The 17,425-nt window shown below is 57.6% G+C and carries 14 protein-coding genes; 9 read left to right on the forward strand and 5 right to left on the reverse strand.

Features of this window, described 5'->3' with window-relative positions; translation table 11 throughout:
- Positions 1-285: 285 nt before the first annotated feature.
- Complete coding sequence (locus tag ACCD05_RS17560) at positions 286-810, reverse strand: NUDIX hydrolase (RefSeq protein WP_413394246.1); 525 nt, start codon at positions 808-810, stop codon at positions 286-288.
- 692 nt (positions 811-1,502) lie between these two features.
- Here ACCD05_RS17560 and ACCD05_RS17565 point away from each other — a divergent pair.
- Together ACCD05_RS17565 and ACCD05_RS17570 are read left to right on the forward strand one after the other, a co-directional pair.
- Positions 1,503-2,243 carry an outer membrane protein gene (locus ACCD05_RS17565; RefSeq protein ID WP_413394248.1) on the forward strand — a complete coding sequence of 247 codons (741 nt, stop codon included), beginning with the start codon at positions 1,503-1,505 and terminating at the stop codon, positions 2,241-2,243.
- A gap of 576 nt (positions 2,244-2,819) precedes the next feature.
- Positions 2,820-4,136 (forward strand): MFS transporter, encoded by a 1,317-nt coding sequence (locus ACCD05_RS17570; RefSeq protein WP_112436715.1) that lies wholly within the window; start codon positions 2,820-2,822, stop codon positions 4,134-4,136.
- A 1,063-nt stretch (positions 4,137-5,199) separates the two neighbouring features.
- On the opposite strand, the gene ACCD05_RS17575 is transcribed toward ACCD05_RS17570, so the two are convergent.
- The 3 genes from ACCD05_RS17575 to ACCD05_RS17585 are packed head-to-tail and all read right to left on the reverse strand — an operon-like array spanning position 5,200 to position 8,388.
- Positions 5,200-6,039 (reverse strand): TIGR01459 family HAD-type hydrolase, encoded by an 840-nt coding sequence (locus tag ACCD05_RS17575; protein WP_413394250.1) that lies wholly within the window; start codon positions 6,037-6,039, stop codon positions 5,200-5,202.
- Entirely contained in the window at positions 6,032-7,309 is a 1,278-nt protein-coding gene (locus ACCD05_RS17580) for an FGGY-family carbohydrate kinase (RefSeq protein ID WP_413394252.1), read from the reverse strand. Before ACCD05_RS17580 ends, ACCD05_RS17575 begins: the two co-directional genes overlap by 8 nt.
- Positions 7,306-8,388 carry a class II aldolase/adducin family protein gene (locus ACCD05_RS17585; protein ID WP_111563799.1) on the reverse strand — a complete coding sequence of 361 codons (1,083 nt, stop codon included), beginning with the start codon at positions 8,386-8,388 and terminating at the stop codon, positions 7,306-7,308. Before ACCD05_RS17585 ends, ACCD05_RS17580 begins: the two co-directional genes overlap by 4 nt.
- A 178-nt stretch (positions 8,389-8,566) precedes the next feature.
- Here ACCD05_RS17585 and ACCD05_RS17590 point away from each other — a divergent pair, with 178 nt between their 5' ends.
- From ACCD05_RS17590 to ACCD05_RS17615, 6 genes are all read left to right on the forward strand, one after another.
- Entirely contained in the window at positions 8,567-9,346 is a 780-nt protein-coding gene (locus ACCD05_RS17590; protein ID WP_413394254.1) for a DeoR/GlpR family DNA-binding transcription regulator, read from the forward strand.
- On the forward strand, positions 9,343-10,749 hold the full coding sequence (locus ACCD05_RS17595; RefSeq protein WP_413394256.1) for an FGGY-family carbohydrate kinase: 1,407 nt from the start codon (positions 9,343-9,345) through the stop codon (positions 10,747-10,749). The genes ACCD05_RS17590 and ACCD05_RS17595 overlap by 4 nt, the downstream gene beginning before the upstream one ends.
- On the forward strand, positions 10,746-12,290 hold the full coding sequence (locus ACCD05_RS17600; protein WP_413394258.1) for a sugar ABC transporter ATP-binding protein: 1,545 nt from the start codon (positions 10,746-10,748) through the stop codon (positions 12,288-12,290). The genes ACCD05_RS17595 and ACCD05_RS17600 overlap by 4 nt, the downstream gene beginning before the upstream one ends.
- Before the next feature lie 31 nt (positions 12,291-12,321).
- Entirely contained in the window at positions 12,322-13,305 is a 984-nt protein-coding gene (locus tag ACCD05_RS17605) for an ABC transporter permease subunit (protein ID WP_111563796.1), read from the forward strand.
- Between the two features lie 65 nt (positions 13,306-13,370).
- Complete coding sequence (locus tag ACCD05_RS17610; RefSeq protein ID WP_413394260.1) at positions 13,371-14,309, forward strand: ABC transporter substrate-binding protein; 939 nt, start codon at positions 13,371-13,373, stop codon at positions 14,307-14,309.
- 78 nt (positions 14,310-14,387) lie between these two features.
- Positions 14,388-15,287, forward strand: coding sequence for a sugar phosphate isomerase/epimerase family protein (locus ACCD05_RS17615; RefSeq protein WP_112950108.1), 900 nt, complete (start codon positions 14,388-14,390; stop codon positions 15,285-15,287).
- Between the two features lie 361 nt (positions 15,288-15,648).
- On the opposite strand, the gene ACCD05_RS17620 is transcribed toward ACCD05_RS17615, so the two are convergent.
- Complete coding sequence (locus ACCD05_RS17620; protein ID WP_113037615.1) at positions 15,649-16,083, reverse strand: hypothetical protein; 435 nt, start codon at positions 16,081-16,083, stop codon at positions 15,649-15,651.
- A gap of 653 nt (positions 16,084-16,736) precedes the next feature.
- Between ACCD05_RS17620 and ACCD05_RS17625 the strand changes: the two genes are divergently transcribed.
- Complete coding sequence (locus ACCD05_RS17625; protein ID WP_112436721.1) at positions 16,737-17,135, forward strand: DUF4112 domain-containing protein; 399 nt, start codon at positions 16,737-16,739, stop codon at positions 17,133-17,135.
- The last annotated feature ends 290 nt before the right edge of the window (positions 17,136-17,425 follow it).

Raw genomic sequence — 17,425 nt, forward strand, 5'->3', positions numbered from 1 at the left:
GAGAGCTTCCACGGTCGCGGCTCACCGTCAAAGCCGCCACGCGAGGTCTAATGCACGGAGGTGATCCTCTCGATGGCGTGGCGGATGAATGCGAGAGGCTATCGCCATTCCGGCGCGCCGAGCCGCCACCATGAGCCAGCCTTCACCAATGAACAAACCAGAATTGAGCCGTGAATCTGATGATCTGGGGCTCATCATGTGTCAGTCTCGTTTTTGAAGCTTTGCTCTGGTTACCCCCGCTGTATGTCCTTCGGCGTGAAGGTGGCTCACCCCGATTATTCCGCGTTAGGTACCCTGGCGCTTGCCCTTCGGTTTAAAGTCAACGAGCAAAGATTTCAGTTCCAACTCGCGCACGCGTCGCGCGGCTTCGTCCGGCTCGACCCAAGCAAGTCGACGTTGTCCCTTCTCCTTGAACTCGTCTTGCTGAACCGTAACCTCTATCTGGAAAAGGTCAACGATTGTTGGAACGACATCACCGTCGTCGAGGAATTTCAGGTAAGTGTAGCGTCCGACCGCGGTTTTACGGACGGTACCCCGAACCCCGGCTTCCTCCCAAGCCTCGATCGCGGCGGCCTCGTGGGGCTTTTTCTTCTTCATTGGCCAGCCCTTGGGCACAACCCAACGGCCCGTATCCCGCGACGAGATGATCAGAACCTCGATCTTCGATGTCACGCCGACGTAACGGAAACAGACGGCGCCATATTGCTGCCGGAACGCGCCCGTGAAAAGCTTTTCCGGTTCGTCGGCGAGTTGCGCCAATAGCGATCGGCGCTTCCTTGGGCTATCAGTGCTCTGTTTCTTACCTGGCATATGGATCATCCGTGCAACGGCACACGCTAGCGGCCGCGGAAGATGATATATAGGGCAGACGCTCCGTCTACGCGACGTGGGGAACGCAATCCACAGGATTGAAATCAATCATGGTCGCGAGACGTGTGGTGGATCATGCTACTTACTCTTTGGAATCGAAGAGGCCAGGTGCGACTGGGCGCTCACCTTGTCGCGATGAAGTCATGTCGAGGCGCCGCCGGCGGACCGCGTCCAGCGCCGGCGAAGTGGTGACGCCGGCCGCGGCGGTCGATAAATCCCTCACGGACCGTGCACTCACCGGGTGCGCCCCTAGCGATGCGCCTGGTCACCCATTGGCCTGAAGCGATCGCCCGGCGGTGCCCAATTTTCTCGCGTAAGAACATTGCGAAGTATCCGGTGGGGCAAAAGCGCCCGTCTAAGCGTCCGCGGTTATTGTCGAAATAGTCGCAATTATCCGCCTCTCAACGTCCAATCAGCTGGCCATTAGCCCACCCAAGCCGGGCCGCGCTAGGCTTCGTCAGAATGTTCGTGCGGCTATCGGGGTGGGTGGTCGTGGAAAGCGCAACCCGGCGTTGCTATTATGTCACGCTGCTTTCGTTATCGTCGTGGGTGGGTGGAATGCCGCTAAATCTTCTCTACTTGCGAAACCTGAAGCCCACGAACTCCTCGTGGCGCGTAAGTCTGGGTTCGCAATGAAAATTTCAGCTCTTGTTCTCACCGCTCTTATTTCCTCCCCGTCCTCGCTCCTTGCGGCGGACCTGGTGGCTCCCGTTGAGCAACCGGCTGTTGCGCGGTCGGTATCCGGTTTTTACATTGGTTCGCTCTCGTCCGTGAACTTCCTGGATGATACTAGTTTTGGTGTCGGCGGCACGACTGTCGAAACTGATTATGATGTCGGCTTCTATAGCGCCCTCCGCGCTGGCTATGACTTTGGAGCATACGGTTTCGTTTCGCCGCGCGTGGAATTGGAACTGGGCTACGGCACGGCTTCGGTCGACGAGCATAGTATCGCTGGCGTAGGTCTCGGCGGCATCAACTCTTTTGGCGATGCCCGTTCGATCCAAGGTTACGTGAATGGATACCTTGATATTCCGCTGGCCGCGGACGGAGCTTTAAGCGCCATCACCCCGTATGTTGGCGGCGGTGCCGGCTTCATGAACCTCGACCTTCGAAAGCAGGGAGTAGCGGGTGTTGCAACGTTGATGGACGACAGTGACACGGCATTCGCCTATCACCTGGATGCGGGTGTCGGGATCAATCTGCAGGCTATCGGGCTATTTTCCGATGTGTCTCTTTTCGATAACACGACCCTCGACATTGGATACAGGTTCACGGCCGCGGATAATTTTGATTTCACTTCGCAAGCGGGTACCTCATCGAGCACGGATTTCCGCAGCAACGCTGTGACGTTCGGCTTTCGCAAGAGTTTCTGATGACGTGGGCGCAGCGCTGGGGACCCACGCTGCGCCACCGAAATGTCCGTCATTATGTGGTGCTGGCTCGGCTCATGGTGCGTCATTTCTCCAGCGGGCCACCTGATGAAACCAACACTGGCACGCGCAAGCAGCCGGGGCAGTTGCCGCGAGTCGTTGGTTGAAGAGAGACGTCGGCGTGACGCCATTGCCGATCGGCAACGCATGCTCCGACCGCATTCTGAAAGCCGCGTGCCGTTCGGCGACTCGGCTCCACGCGCGATGTCGCGCTCTTGGCAAGCAAGTGTTGTATCAAGAGACACGACTGCTCGGCCGGCGTTGGAAGCGTCCAAACCCGGCTGATCGCCTGCATCGAAATTCTGACAATCTGCCCGTGATGCGTGGTGGTGCGGCAAGCCTGAGGATAATCGGTCGAGCGTTGCCCTTCACAATGCCCTGTCCATCGTTACGTGCCATGGCTTGACAGGGTTGGCCGCGCGTTCCTGAAAATCGGTTGTGACAAAGCTTTTCTCCCCATGGTTGATCGGTGGGTCGGCGGACCTATCTCCACTCCATTCCGCATGAGGAGGAACCGTTGTGGTTGTCGAAAGAAAACTGATCTCGAAAATTACCTGGCGCATGATGCCGTTTCTCGGCCTACTTTACCTGATCGCCTACATCGATCGTCAAAACGTGAGCTTCGCCAAGCTGGAAATGGTTGATGCGCTAGGCATGAGCGAATACGCATACGGCCTAGGCGCATCACTGTTTTTCATTGGCTATTTCATCTTCGAGGTTCCTAGCAACCTTCTCTTGGATCGGTTCGGCGCGAGCAAGTGGTTTGCCAGGATTTTGATTTCGTGGGGTCTCGTCACCATCGCGTTGGCCTACACGCAGAACGCCACCATGTTTTACATACTACGCTTCCTTCTCGGGGCATGCGAGGCCGGCTTCTTTCCGGGCGTGCTGTACCTTCTGACCCTTTGGTACCCGTCAGCATATCGAGGGAGAATGGTAGGGTTGTTCATGATCTTTTCAGCCGTGGCAAACGCGGTAGGCGCACCATTGGGCGGCGCGCTGCTTGATCTGGACGGCCTTTATGGTCACGCGGGCTGGCAGTGGGTTTTCCTCGCGACCGGCATCCCCGCCGTCATCGCCGGGTTCGTCACCCTGTTCTACCTCTCTGATAGGCCAGAGCAGGCAAAGTTCCTCAGTCTTCAGGAAAAAGGCTGGCTGAAGGATCGATTGGCTTCGGAAAATTCGGGCATGGAAGCGAACGCCGGCAACGGTTTTAAAGCCCTAATCAACCCCCGCGTTTTGTTGATGTCAGCTTGCTATATCGGGTTTCCGCTCGCGGCCTACGGTCTAAGCTATTGGCTGCCCACGATCGTCAAGGGCTTCGGCGTGAGCAACACGGCCAACGGCTTTCTCAACATCATCCCGTGGGTTCTTGTCGGGATCGCGCTCTACGTGATCCCCGCGCGGGCGGATAAGGCTCCCGCCAAAACGCCGTATATCGTCATTCCCGCGGCGATTGGAGCAATCTGCTTGGTCCTCTCCGCCATTATCTCCAACCATATCATGCAATTCACCTTCTTGAGCATCGCTGCTGCGGGAATATTCGCTGGCCAGCCTGTCTTTTGGAGCCTTCCATCACGCTTTCTCAAGGGCGCTGGCGCCGCCGCGGGTCTTGCGGCAATCAACTCGGTGGGCAACCTTGGAGGTTTCGTCGCGCAAAACGTAGTGCCGTGGATCAAGGATTCGACAGGCAGCACTATCGCGCCCATGTTCTTCCTCGCGGCGTGCCTGGCGCTCGCGGCTCTTCTGGTTCTCGTCATTGGTCGCATGATACCCCGGGTTCCAAATACGGACACGGCTCGCGGGAATATGGGAGTTTCGGATTGCGTTCGATAGTCGTGCCCGAGAACACTCGTGGTACCATCAATACGCCCCGGGCGCTCGTCCGTCCACCGGCGTCAAGGCGGTCATCGGCCGCCGCTTCTCACCGAGTCAGGCTGGACACCTATCGATGACACAAGAATGGTTGTTCCCTCGGCCTGACCTTGATGGGGGCATTGTTGGGCTTGCTGAGCTTCCACCCGCGCCGGAAATCGGGGGGGCGTCATTCGGCGGGGGCTATTTCAGACGTAGCCTTGATGCTCGCCGAATGGAACATTTTCACTGAGGTTCCCCTTGCCAATTCGCTCGCTTTCGCCTGACAAATGACTGTCTGACTGCTTGGCCTCTCGAGCTCGGTCTTCAGGTGAAGGATGAGACAGATGGCCTGAAGGTAATTCCTCATCCCCGAGGTTTTGTTGGCGACCTTCGTTGTTCTTGTGCTCCAAGCTGGCAGTGATCGCGGATTGTCTCTCAGCTACCCATGCTACATCCGGTTCCGCGAGCGAGATACTGCGATCGACCCGTGTCGGGTTTGACGGTGCGGTGGACGATACTGAGGAAAGCCGCTCAACCAATTTGGATTTTCCTTGCTCAAGATCCTAGGTAGTGAATGCGCCGCGAACCGCAAGCCCACAAGTATACCAACGTAGGATCGCCAATTCAGGCGCTGACAGTTTTTAGGATGCTCAGGCAATTCGCATTAAAGCTTGCTATGCCCGAAACCACATGCGACGCGCGGTGGTGTCGGCATATCGAGACCGCGTTCATGGGAACCGAAGAGGGGATCGGTGGGCGGCTCAAGCGGATCGTGGGCTGTCGTTGTCAAAGGAAGGAACAGACTGCGACCACTTGGTGGACGTTCGTGGCTCCCAGTATGTGTTCACACGGTCCACAAAGTCGCAGGCAGTCATAGGTTCGCTGATTGTGATGCTCAATCAAGCCGACGGCGTCGACGGACGTTCTTTAGCCCGGCTGCTTGAAAGCGCCGCTCGAGCGATGTCTTCAAAATCAACGTAAAAGCGACCGAGGTGCCTCGGGGGCGGCCGGGCCTGTTTCGGTGTGCCTACGATCTCAACATTCACAATGAAAAGCGCGCCAGAAGGAAGTCTGGGTAGGCGCTAGAACGCTCAGCAATCCTCGCGAGTTCGTCTTCGCTCTGGCCAGCCAGGATACCCGTTCGCACTAGGACTGAGCCTAGACCTGCGATGTTCGCTCCAAGGATGTCGTGCTCAATGCTGTCTCCGATACAGACAACGCGGTTCTGCTCATCTATTGCAGCTACTTTGAGGGCATACTCGTAGATTTCGGGAAATGGCTTTCCAACCCAGCGCACGCTCCCGCCGAGTTCCTCGTAGAGTTTTGCAATGCTCCCGGCTCCGGGCGCGATCCGGCCCTCATGTAGCTTGTGGATGTCTGGATTGGTGCAGAAGCATGGGATGCCGTTTACCGCGGCTGGGAGCAGCATCTTCCGATACTCATCCATTGAGATCCGCTCGGCCTCGCTGCCCGAAATTATAACGATATCAGCGCCGCGCGCGGCACCGGTGGACGCAAGCCCGAGACGATCGGCTAGGTCGGTGTCTCCTCCGCTGGAAACCGTGAAACACCGTGCGGATTTCGCGACACCTGATCCCTCTCTTGAGAGGAGGTCAAACGCGACATCGCCGGAGGTCACGAAGCGTTCGAAGCTTTCCGCCGCGAAGCCAAGTCTGACCAGTCTCTCGCTGTTGTAATCTCCGCTCCGCCCGGAGTTCGAAAGAACGATCGCGCGCTTTCCTTGCGAGGCAAGCGACGACAATGCTTTGACAGCCCCTTCATAAGGCCCGATGTCGTCGCGCAGGACGCCAAACTGATCAATCAGAAATACGTCGTACGTCCGCGTCAATGCCGCAAGGTCGGTTTCTGTCGGGTTAAACATGCTGGTCCCTGTTGGCTAGAACAAGGGTAGCGATCCCCACAGCGGCCTCAACCGATTTCGCTGGTAGTGGCTCGAGCCCGATCGCCCGGGCTCTCATTGCCGTCCAGGCCGGGTTTTGTGCGCCGCCGCCCACCGTGCGTAGGGTTCTTAGGGCGGGGGAACCAAGTTCACGCAAGCGATCGTAACCCAGGCGCTCTATCGAGGTCATTCCCTCCAGGAGACCTTGGAAAAACGCCGCGTCGTCCGCGGGTCGCGGCTCAAGGCGCGGCAGATAGTGCGGATCATTGATCGGAAAGCGCTCACCCGGCCTAAGGAGTGGGTAATATCCCAAACCTAGCGGCTGATTAGGGTCAATCGCGGTCGTCAGGGCCGTCAGCCGGTCGTCACCTATCAACGCACGGAGCACGTTTCCACCACTGTTCGATGCGCCGCCCACCAGCCAGAAATTGCCCACCCGGTGTGAATAGACCCCGAACTCTGGCGCATTGATCGGTTGATCGGACGCTAACTTTAATACGATCGTCGAACCAAGAGCGGTGACCGCATCCCCGACGGCTGAAGCGCCCGTGGCAAGGAAGGATGCACATCCATCGGTGGTGCCCGCGTGGTACCATGCCGAAGCGGGGACACCCAGTTGACTGAGATATCCTGATACTTGGGCAATTCGCGCGCCGGCGCGGTAAACCCTGGGCAAGCTAGCGATGTCCATGCCCGCCGCTTCGATCCACGCCGGCCATTTCTGGCTTTCGAGATCAAAACCTGATTTGAGCGCGTTGTTTTCATCACTGGGCCGTCCTGGGCATCCCAGCTTCATAAGGATCCAGTCCGCCTGGTGCACGATGGCGTCAACCTCGCGGTCAAGGGACAGGTAAATAGCGCGCGCCAAGCCTGAGTTCGCGCCGACGGCCGTCGCGCCGTCGGGCGCATGTCGCGATATACGGGCCACGACGTCCGCATCGGGGCACGGCTCGTTGTACATCAGCACTGATCCGGTGGCTTCGCCCGAAGCGTTTAGCGACAAGACCGTTCCAGACGTCCCGTCGACGGCGACGCCCTCGACCCCATGAAGGTCGATTGTCGCGGCGAGTTGTTCCATCGCTTCTTTCACTCGCCGCCACCAAGCCGCAGGGTCACGCAGTTCGTCATTGGACCTGAACGGCGAGGCGGCAAACGCTACTGGAGTGCCGTCAATGTCGATGGCGGCCGCGCGAGCGCCCGATGTTCCGATATCAATTCCAATGGCGACAGCTGATCCAGCATTCTTGGTCACGCTGTTTGCCTCGCCGATTCACGATCGAGCGCCTGTCGATATTGCTCGGCCTCCCAGTTCATCAGCTCGTATTCATCGCTTTCGGACAGGTAGACCACATTGCTTTCACTGGGGATGCGGCCAACCACCTCGGCCAAGCAGCGTGCCATCACTTCACCGCCAGCGGTCAATGAGCTCGACAATAGAACGCCTTTGTCTGGAACAATCAACATCTTCGGTACGTCCCGGCCCTCGTTGTGCAAGGCAGCTTGGAAATCTGCCGCGCTTTGGCCGTCCTGCAGCACGCCGATCTCGGTTCCGAGGAAGATCACATGGTCGGGATACAGGGATCCCCCCAAGGCGATCGCCCGGTTGACCTCGGACAATGCGACCGCATGACTGTCGTGGTCTCGCGCAGGATGGAACCCGGATCCTTCGGCAATAGCGTCGAGTGTCGCGAGATCGGGGCTGATCGTCTCGCGTGTGCCTTGAGCCAGTGCTTTCGTAACGCGTTCAATCCTGTCCGCAACTTCCTCGAGGGTGTCACCACATACGATGATCCCGTGATTGAACAGAATCAAGACATCCGGTCGAGACGCAGCCGCCTTTTCGATTTCCCTCGCCAACGGGGTTCCGGGGCGTCGGTAGGGGATGGTCACCCATGTGAGGTCCGCAACGGTCCGCATCCGATGCGCCAACTCAATGTCGCGGTTCTCAAGAACTGCGAGTGCGATGGCATTGACACAGTGATAGTGCGCAACGACGGGGTTCTCGAGCGCTGCGTGGAAGCTTGTCTCGATGGAAGGCCTGAGCCCGCTCGAGTTTAGCTCGCTTACTATGAAATCCGTTGATTTTTCCGCGCGCGGGTCTCCGTCGCGCAGCGCAGAGACGAGCCGGTCCACAACCACTGGAACCATGATGTCCTCGGCCTCGGCTTTGGCGAGCCAAGTGCCAGAAGCCTTCACCCACATGACACCATCATCTTTTATCGACGTGTTTCCACCAGCGCCTTGGGTCTTCAGGATGTCGCTTCCGATCTCGCTGGAAAGCCGGAGGAACCCCTTGAACACGTTCGTTTCCCTTAGGTCTGGTCGATCCATGAATGCCTCCTCCTGACGATTGTCGCCCAGTGATGAGCGAACTCTGGCGCAACCATATAAATGTGATCGAATATCGTCAACGGTGAAGATTTTCCATCTTTGTATGTTGCGATTGCTGATAGTGTGTGATTATAGTTCGTCATCGACGTTAGGGAGAAACGTCAGTGGAGGCATATAGTTGAACGATTCCGATCGCCATCGCCTGATCACGGAGATGCTTCAAGAGAGGCCGTTCGCATCCGTGCGCGACCTGCAGGAGCGGCTCGGTGTTTCTCCGGCAACGATCCGACGTGACATCGACAAGCTCGATGAAATCGGCGTCGCCCGAAAAGTATACGGTGGTATCTCCGCGAACGAGTCGGCTGCTTCTGGTCGCCTGTCGGCACGGCCATACGATGAGAATCGCGACATCGCGGTCGATGCCAAGCGCGCTATTGCCGAGAAAGCTGCGAGCCTCGTGCGGGACGGAGACTCGATCATCGTTCACGCGGGTTCAACATGCTACCAGTTGGGACTGCAGTTGGCCCGGCGCAATGTCCGCCTCTATACGAATTCCATGCCGCTTGCTGCCTATCTAGGTGAGCATGGCACTTGCAGCCTTCTCCTGGCTGGCGGCTCTCTATATAGAGAGCCGGGTATCATCCACGATGCGTCGGCTGGCGCGCCGGACTTCTTCGCCTCCCGCTTCTTCCTCGGCACGCAGGGTATTAGCGGCGAAGGGCTCTTAGAGTCGCATCCCCTTTTGACCAAGGCCATCGGTGAACTGAGCAGTTGCGCGGACGAGATCGTCTTGCTGGCGGATAGCCGGAAGCTTTCCATTCAGCCGCGCAACCTTGTCCTGCCGCTTTCGCGTATTGGGACGATCGTCACCGATGACGGCTTGTCGGATGCCGGCGCGAAAATGCTTGAAGACGCGGGGATCACCATCATGATCGCGGCGGTCGGGGGGCAGGGATGACGTCTGGAAGCGCCGTGGCTGTCTTCGATTTAGGCAAGACGAACTCGAAGCTGTTCGTGTTCGGCGCGGATGGATCGATCCTCGCGGAATTAAGGACAAAGCCAGCCTGGATCGAGCGCGACGGAATTCGTGTGCTCGACGATGAAGCGCTTTTTGGATGGATGACAAGCTCACTCCTGAATGCTGTCGAGGATCACGCGGTCGGGCACGTCATGTTCTCAGGACATGGTTGTACCTTCGCGCTCGTCCAAGATGACCATCTGACGCATCCGATCCTCGACTATGAGCAAGAGCCACCAGAGATGCTTAGGCAGCGCATCGATATGTTGGCTCCAGTTTTCAGTGAGACCTACTCGCCCAAACTCCCTCTCGGGTTCAACTACGGCCGGCACATTCTCTGGTTGGAGGCGGCCAAGCCGGAAAGCCTGGGGAGGGCCGACGCGATCCTGGCATATCCGCAATACTGGTCCTGGAAATTTTCCGGCGGCAAGGTGTCGGAAGTCTCCTACATCGGTTGCCACTCTCATCTCTGGGCACCTCTGAACGAGGACTTTAGTAGCTTGGTAGATCGTCAGGGCTGGCGAGAAAAGATGCCGGCGTTTGTACGCGCGGGTGCTGCTATCGGAAATTGGCGAAGCCCGCTCCAAGGTGGTAACCGTGCCGAAGTCCAAGTCCATAATGGCGTTCACGACAGCAATTCGGCGCTTTACTATTATCGCTCGGTTGGGTTCGACGACTTCACGCTCGTGTCAACCGGTACATGGGTCGTCATCTTCAATGCGGCTTGCCCGTTGGATGCCCTCGATGAGCATCGTGACATGCTGGCCAATGTTACCGTCGATGGAAAAGCTGCCCCTACAATCCGTTTCATGGGCGGAAGAGAGTACGAGCTTGCGAGCGGCGGTTGGAATAAGCCCGTTAGTGTTGATGCACTGTCGCAAGTGATTGCAAAGGGCGTCTTCGGTCTGCCGTCTTTTGCCCCAGGTGGTCCGATGCAGGGGTTCAACGGCCGCTTCGTAGGGCCGCTTGTCGAGGGTGAGGAGCGGGCAGCTGCCGCACTTCTCTACGTCACCTTGATGACAGACTTGTGCCTCGATCTGATAAGGTCGGAAAATTCGATCGTCATTGACGGCGGCCTGGTGAAAACAGGTTTGTTTGCCGAGCTTCTCGCTGAGCTCCGACCCTCGCAGGACGTCTACTCAAGCGCGACCGCTGAGGGAAGCGCATTCGGGGCCGCCGCGCTCGTCTTCGAAACCGTCGGGCAATTTCCATTCAGAAACGAAACGACACGGGCAGAACCAATGCCCCTCTTCGGGCTTGAGGCCTATCGCAAAGCTTGGCGATCATTGATCGAGATCGAAGAGGCAGAGGTGGTGCGGCCACGCAAGGAGTTTCACGCATGACAACTGGAGGGAACACGGATCGCGCTCCTGTGCTTGAGATGCGCGACATCAGCAAGACTTTCGGGAGCACCAAGGCTCTGACCAAGGTGTCGCTCACGGTCTACCCGGGAGAAGTTCATGCTCTGATGGGGGAAAATGGCGCTGGGAAGTCAACGCTTATGAAGGTCCTGTCCGGCGCATATACGGCTGATCCAGGTGGCGCTGTTCTCGTGGATGGCAAGCCGATCGTGGCAGGAGATCCGATTAAGGCCAAGGCAAACGGTATCTCGGTAATCTATCAGGAATTGTCGCTCGCCCCTAACCTCACCGTTGCCCAGAACATGTTTCTCGGAACCGAACCTTCTCGCTATGGTGTCGTGGATAAAGCTGAGGCCCGCGGTCGTGTTGAGCCAATCCTCAAGCAACTCGGCATCTCATTCGGGCCGTCGCAACTTGTCGCCGCTCTCTCTTTGGGTGAGCGCCAAATGGTCGAGATCGCACGTGCTTTGACGACCAACGCGAAGATCATCGTGATGGATGAACCGACGACCTCACTGACGTCGAGGGAAACCGAACGCTTGTTTGAGGTAATCGCCGGCCTGAAGGCGCGGGGGATTGCTATCATCTATATCAGCCATCGCATGGAAGAGATCTACGCGCTAGCTGACCGAGTGAGCGTGCTGCGCGATAGCGCGTATGTCGGCACGCTTGATCGCAATGATTTGTCCGCCAAAAAGCTCGTGGCAATGATGGTGGGTCGCGATCTGTCGTCCTTCTACAAAAAGGAACACCGTGCACCTCTACAGGCGGCCAAGACTGTCTTGGCCGTCAAGGACATAGGCGATGGTCGCCGCGTGCATGGCTGCTCCTTCGATGCAAAGGCTGGCGAGGTCTTGGGTATCGCTGGCCTTGTCGGCTCAGGTCGAACCGAGCTCGCGCGGCTTATTTTTGGAGCGGACAGCAAGACATCTGGAACAGTGACCCTCGACGGGCGAGAGCTAACCATCGGTGGACCACGTGACGCCATGGATGCCGGGATTGCTTACCTGACCGAGGATCGAAAGGGGCTTGGGCTCTTCCTCGATTTGACGATTAACGAGAACATCAACATCGGCGTTATCGGCAAGGATGCGGGTCGCGGAGGCATACTGAACTTCGCTGCTGCAAAGGAGCGTGCCACCCGGGCTATCAAGTCACTCTCCATTCGTACGCTGAGCGCAAGCATTAACGTCGGAGCGTTATCGGGTGGCAACCAGCAGAAGGCTCTTATCGCGCGTCTTCTCGAGACCAAACCCAGGGTCATCATCTTTGATGAGCCGACGCGTGGCGTCGACGTAGGTGCCAAGTCGGAAATCTACCGGATTATCGACGAACTCGCGCAAAGCGGGATCGCCATCGTGGCGATTTCGAGCGACCTGCCCGAGATCATCGGCATTGCCGACCGTGTGCTTGTCATGCGCGAAGGCCTAATCGCTGGCGAGGTACATGCATCGCCCGATCACCCGATTAGCCAAGAGGCCGTTATGGCCTTCTCCACGGGATCGGCATCCAAGGTAGCCTGAGGCCTGAAACCATAGACAACGGGATTACATCATGACCTCCACATCGACCGATCACACAAACGCCAGCAAGGCAAAATTCAGGTCGACATTGACCGCGCTGGGGATGCTGCCGGTGCTGGTCATTCTGGCACTCGGCTTTCATCTCTTGAGCGGCCGTTTCCTCAGCGTGAACAACCTTTCGATTGTCACCCAGCAGGCCTCGATCAACACGGTGCTTGCCGCGGGCATGACATTCGTCATCTTGACCGGCGGTATCGACTTGTCGGTCGGCTCGATCCTGGCGGCCTCCGCGATGGTCGGTGTCATCGTTTCGCTTTATCCCGAAGTCGGGATGCTGGGTATTCCGGCGGCGATCGGCGTGGGGCTGGCATGTGGCGTGGTCAACGGTGTCATCATCTCGTTCCTCAAGCTGCCACCATTTATCGTGACGCTCGGCTCGTTGACGGCGATGCGTGGCATAGCCCGATTACTCGGCAACGACACGACGGTCTTCAACGCCGACCTCCCGTTTGATTTCATCGGCAACGGCTCTCTTTTCGGAATCCCATGGCTCGCGATCATCGCGCTCGCCACCATTGTAATCTCCTGGTTCATTCTGAAGCGGACCGTACTAGGCACTTGGATCTACGCAGTGGGCGGCAACGTCGAAGCCGCACGGTTGACGGGCATCAAGGTGCCACTCGTCCTACTCTTCGTCTACTCGATGTCTGGGCTTCTCTCGGGCGTCGGTGGAGTGATGTCCGCGGCCCGTCTTTATGCGGCAAATGGTCTGCAGCTCGGTCAGGCTTACGAACTGGACGCGATCGCAGCGGTTATCCTTGGGGGTACCAGCTTCGTCGGTGGTGTCGGCTCGATATGGGGCACGCTGATCGGGGCTCTGATTATCGCGGTTCTGTCCAACGGTCTCATCCTCGTCGGGGTCTCCGACATCTGGCAATACATCATCAAGGGACTTGTCATCATCGTCGCCGTGGCGCTCGACCGCTATCGGCTGAAAGGGCTTAGCCGCACATGAGGTGTGGCTCAAGAAACCGGGATTACCGGAGCAATGGCGCGGGGAGCGCCAAAATGGAGGAAAGTATGCGTCTGTTTGCTAAACTGCTCATCGGTACCGCGCTCGCGGCTGCCGTTGCAATGCCCGCCTCTGCCAAGGAACTTCAGAAGATCGGCATCTCGGTCGGTCTTCTCGGCAACCCGTTCTTCGTCGCCACGATCAAGGGCATCGAAGACCGCGCCAAGGAAATCAACCCGAATGTCCAGGTAACTTCCGTCTCAGCGGACTACGACCTCAATAAGCAGGTCTCGCAGATGGATAGCTTCGTCGCGGCTGGCGTCGACATCATCATGCTAAACGCCGTCGACGCCAAGGCGATCGCGCCAGCTGTAAAGAAGGCGCAGGCAGCAGGTGTGATCGTCGCGGCATTCGACGTTTCGGCGCCCGGCGCTGACGTCACCGTAATGACGAACAACATCAAGGCAGGCGAGGAGGCCTGCAAGTACATCGTCGATCAGCTCAAGGGCAAAGGCGACGTCGTCATCATCAACGGCCCAGCATCGTCTTCGATCATCGACCGCGTCCAGGGTTGCAAGAACGTCCTGACGCAGAGCCCAGACATCAAGATCCTTTCAGACGACCAGAACGCGCAGGGTTCGCGCGACGGTGGCCTGGCCGTCATGCAGGGCCTTCTGACCCGGTTTGACAAGATCGACGCTGTCTTCGCGATCAACGATCCGACAGCGATCGGTGCAGAACTTGCTGCCAAGCAGCTGAACCGGAACGAGTTCTTCTTCACTGCCGTTGACGGCGCGCCGGATATCGAAAAGGCGCTTGCCAGCGGAAACTCGATGATCAAGGCATCGGCTTCCCAGGACCCTTACACTATGGCGGGCGACTCGCTGAAGATGGCAGTCGACTTGTTCAACGGGAAGAAGCCAGCAGAGGCTACCGTCCTCCTCGATCCTCAGCTGATCACGGCGGACAACATCAAGGACTACAAGGGCTGGACCGCGGCTCGTTAAGATCTCCTCACGGTGCCCCGCCGGAACGTCCGGCTTTCGGTGGGGCTCATTCTACAATGAAATCAGGAAATTGATGTCATGTCCAAAATCGGTGTCCACTCGTTTGTCTGGAGTGCGGGGTCTTCAAAAGACGAGATCGAGAGGACCCTCGCGCGGTCCCAAGAGCTTGGTTTCAAACTGGTGGAATTTTCCTACCTAGACCCACAGCAGGTCGATGTTAAGTGGCTTGCGTCCCGCATTCGGGAACTTGGCCTCGATGTCGCGGTAAGCATGGGGCTGCCCGCAGATGGTGATATTTCCAGCGACGATCCGTCGATTGTTGCCAACGGTGAAGCAATTCTCGATCGCGCCGTGGCGCTCGTCCGCGATCTTGGCGGCACCAAGCTGGCAGGCATATTGAGCTCGGCTCACGGGAAACAAGAACGCTCGCTGTCTCGAAAGGGATGGAACCAGAGCGTTGGTACGCTTTCTAAAGTGGCTGATCGTGCAAAGGCCGCGGGCGTGACCCTGAACCTTGAGATCGTCAATCGGTTCGAGAGCAACATGCTCAATACCGCGGCGCAGGGCTTGGAATACATTCGCGACACCGGCGCATCAAACGTCTTCCTGCACCTGGATACGTTTCATATGAGTATCGAGGAGGCAGATGTTGGCCTCGCAATCCGAAACGCCGCGGAAAAGATCGGTTACGTTCATATCGGGGAAAGTCATCGCGGCTATCTGGGAACCGGTAACATCGATTTTGCCTCGATATTCGACGCTCTCGTTGCGATTGGTTGGAACGACTTTGTCACGTTCGAATCGTTTTCGACGACCATCGTCGACAAAGACCTGTCGCTGAAGACCGCGATCTGGAGAAATCTATGGGATGACAACGTCGCCCTGGCAAAACATGCGCTCGCGTTTATCGAACTGGGACTGGAGACGGCGCGGCTCAAGGCTGACTTGGTAAGGGCAGCACATTTGCCGATTGCGTAAGAGCAATTTGGGAGTGCTCTTCTTAAGCTTAAGGTCGACGCATCTCTTCAAGGAGTTGAAGAGAGCGTGAAATGCTACACGATTCCTTTATGACCACATGGACTTCCGGAAACCACAATGAAAGGTCGCCAAGGGAACCCTTTCGAGAACCAGAAGGCCTGTCCGCGCCGGTGAGCAGTTTTGTCGAGACCATCGTTGGGAACATGCCGAACAGCCTTCCAAACCCCATTATTCATGCTGACCAGCAACGAGGTCGGGGAACCCATTGCAACCGATAATTATGCTCCATGTCGCTTTGCGTCGAGCATCAATTGGCCGCCCTTGGGGCTTCGCGCTCGACAATTTGGGCGGGTGGTCCCAATTAGTGCCGTGCGAGCTTCACGGCGTTTTGGTAAATTTCAGTCAGCCGCGTCCGCTCGGTCGCGGTCAGGAGAAGGGCGCAGGCAAATTTCCGCGCGAGGTGGGGATTGGACGCCCGGCATCTCGTACCGGCAGGTATCGGGCGTACCTTGATCCTTTCACCGAGGCCAATGTGATACTGGCTTAAGGTCAATCCCGCCTTGACCAGCAACGCCCGAATATCGGGTCGATCTTCCGCCGCGATCACGCGCGTGAATGCCTCTATCAGGACGGGTTTAGGAATAGGAAGTTCGATCTCGTCAACGAGGTCGTTACCGATGCTATTGTCGCGGACGAACCGCACGAATTCCGACACCGCGTCATTGGCCGCGTCCAAGGCGATGGCATGGCGGCTTTCCGGCGGCGTTTGTGAGAGGAATGGTCCTTCGTAAAGCATTTTGAACTCCTGGTTTTTCTCCAAACGCCGGAGTTTCGGATTGGTTCACCACGTTCGCGGCAATCGTTTCGCTTGACCCTGGTTGCAAGCGATCACCGGTGACCCTCATGCTTGAGCGTGGAAACGATGACAAACCAGAGCGGTCTTCCTCGCCGGTCCGACGTAAATGCCAACGCATCCTTTCGTCAAAAATACCGGGCGAGTTAGGCCATGGAACGGTGGGTTGGGTCGGGTGGACCGTCGCCACACCTTCGAGAGAGGAGACCTGAAATGGATACGCGCGGAACTCACCGCGACAATCCGTATTGTTCCTTGACGGCAAAAGGAGCAACGCGATGCAGCTTATCCGATACACACGTCAGCAACGCTGCGGATGGAAGGGTGACCGTGGAATTCAGGGGAGAAGGCCGAGAAGTGGTTTCAGTCACGATGGCAGGCGGCGACGGGGGCCTTGACGGCGACCACGCGGTTCTTCGCGCGAGGGAGATGATTGTCCAGCTAACGGCATTCGATGACGTTGGTCAGACGCAAGGCGTGGTGCCACCAAGTGGCCGGATGACGCAGGGGAACCATTCGGACGCGGAGCCCATCCCCAGCGCGACGCCAGGCTCCCTTATGCGCGCGGACTGAACGTCTGAAGGAGTCATCACAAGATGGCGAAAACTTCCGCGCGGCTTGGCGGAAATCCAAAATCGGAAGAGGGCAATCCGGAGCAATCGAGGTTTGAAGGGAGTATTGGCGCGGACGATTTGCTCCGCTTGAGGCGGCTTTCCTATGTCGCCTCGCTCATGGACATGGCCGTGGGTATCCCATTGACGCGCCTGCGCATAGGCGCGGTCGCCGTGCGAGGCTTAGTCGCGTTTGTAGGTGACGCCGCTGGCACGCTCGTGAAACTTTACCTGGTCAACGAGGCTCGTCGTCCGATCGTTCATGGCTCGAACGTCCTTTATCGAGCCGTGATCCATCAAGACGCGCGGCCCGGCAATGCTTTCGTCAACCCCAGTCAAGATGAAGTTTCGCCACCTCGCGAGTTTGTACTGACAAGCACATGATATCCAACGGGCGTGGGAATGACATGAATGGCGGATGAACAAAGACCGGGGAATGACGTTTACCTATCGCAAAGGAAATCGTCATGTTTCAATCCGTATCCGTCGAGTTCTTAAGTTCACGCGCGTCCCTCACGGATCAATCGTCAAGGCTATCTTCCGCCCTAGCCTACGCGTCGGAATTGGCGGACGCTCACATCACGGTTACAGATGACTGTGGGATAATCGTACTTGAAGGTTATGCCCCCACGGGTGCCCTTGCTCGAATCTCGGAGATCGCATCCGCCATCGTG

The organism is Rhizobium sp. Rhizsp42, assembly GCF_047304155.1.
GTDB lineage: Bacteria > Pseudomonadota > Alphaproteobacteria > Rhizobiales > Rhizobiaceae > Rhizobium.

Excerpts from the sequence above, each read along its gene's own strand:
- ACCD05_RS17560 (WP_413394246.1), bottom strand. The coding sequence starts at position 810 with ATGCCAGGTAAGAAACAGAGCACTGATAGCCCAAGGAAGCGCCGATCG.
- ACCD05_RS17595 (WP_413394256.1), top strand. The coding sequence starts at position 9,343 with ATGACGTCTGGAAGCGCCGTGGCTGTCTTCGATTTAGGCAAGACGAAC.
- ACCD05_RS17585 (WP_111563799.1), bottom strand. The coding sequence starts at position 8,388 with ATGGATCGACCAGACCTAAGGGAAACGAACGTGTTCAAGGGGTTCCTC.
- ACCD05_RS17565 (WP_413394248.1), top strand. The coding sequence starts at position 1,503 with ATGAAAATTTCAGCTCTTGTTCTCACCGCTCTTATTTCCTCCCCGTCC.
- ACCD05_RS17620 (WP_113037615.1), bottom strand. The coding sequence starts at position 16,083 with ATGCTTTACGAAGGACCATTCCTCTCACAAACGCCGCCGGAAAGCCGC.
- ACCD05_RS17600 (WP_413394258.1), top strand. The coding sequence starts at position 10,746 with ATGACAACTGGAGGGAACACGGATCGCGCTCCTGTGCTTGAGATGCGC.
- ACCD05_RS17625 (WP_112436721.1), top strand. The coding sequence starts at position 16,737 with ATGGCGAAAACTTCCGCGCGGCTTGGCGGAAATCCAAAATCGGAAGAG.
- ACCD05_RS17615 (WP_112950108.1), top strand. The coding sequence starts at position 14,388 with ATGTCCAAAATCGGTGTCCACTCGTTTGTCTGGAGTGCGGGGTCTTCA.
- ACCD05_RS17605 (WP_111563796.1), top strand. The coding sequence starts at position 12,322 with ATGACCTCCACATCGACCGATCACACAAACGCCAGCAAGGCAAAATTC.
- ACCD05_RS17610 (WP_413394260.1), top strand. The coding sequence starts at position 13,371 with ATGCGTCTGTTTGCTAAACTGCTCATCGGTACCGCGCTCGCGGCTGCC.
- ACCD05_RS17575 (WP_413394250.1), bottom strand. The coding sequence starts at position 6,039 with ATGTTTAACCCGACAGAAACCGACCTTGCGGCATTGACGCGGACGTAC.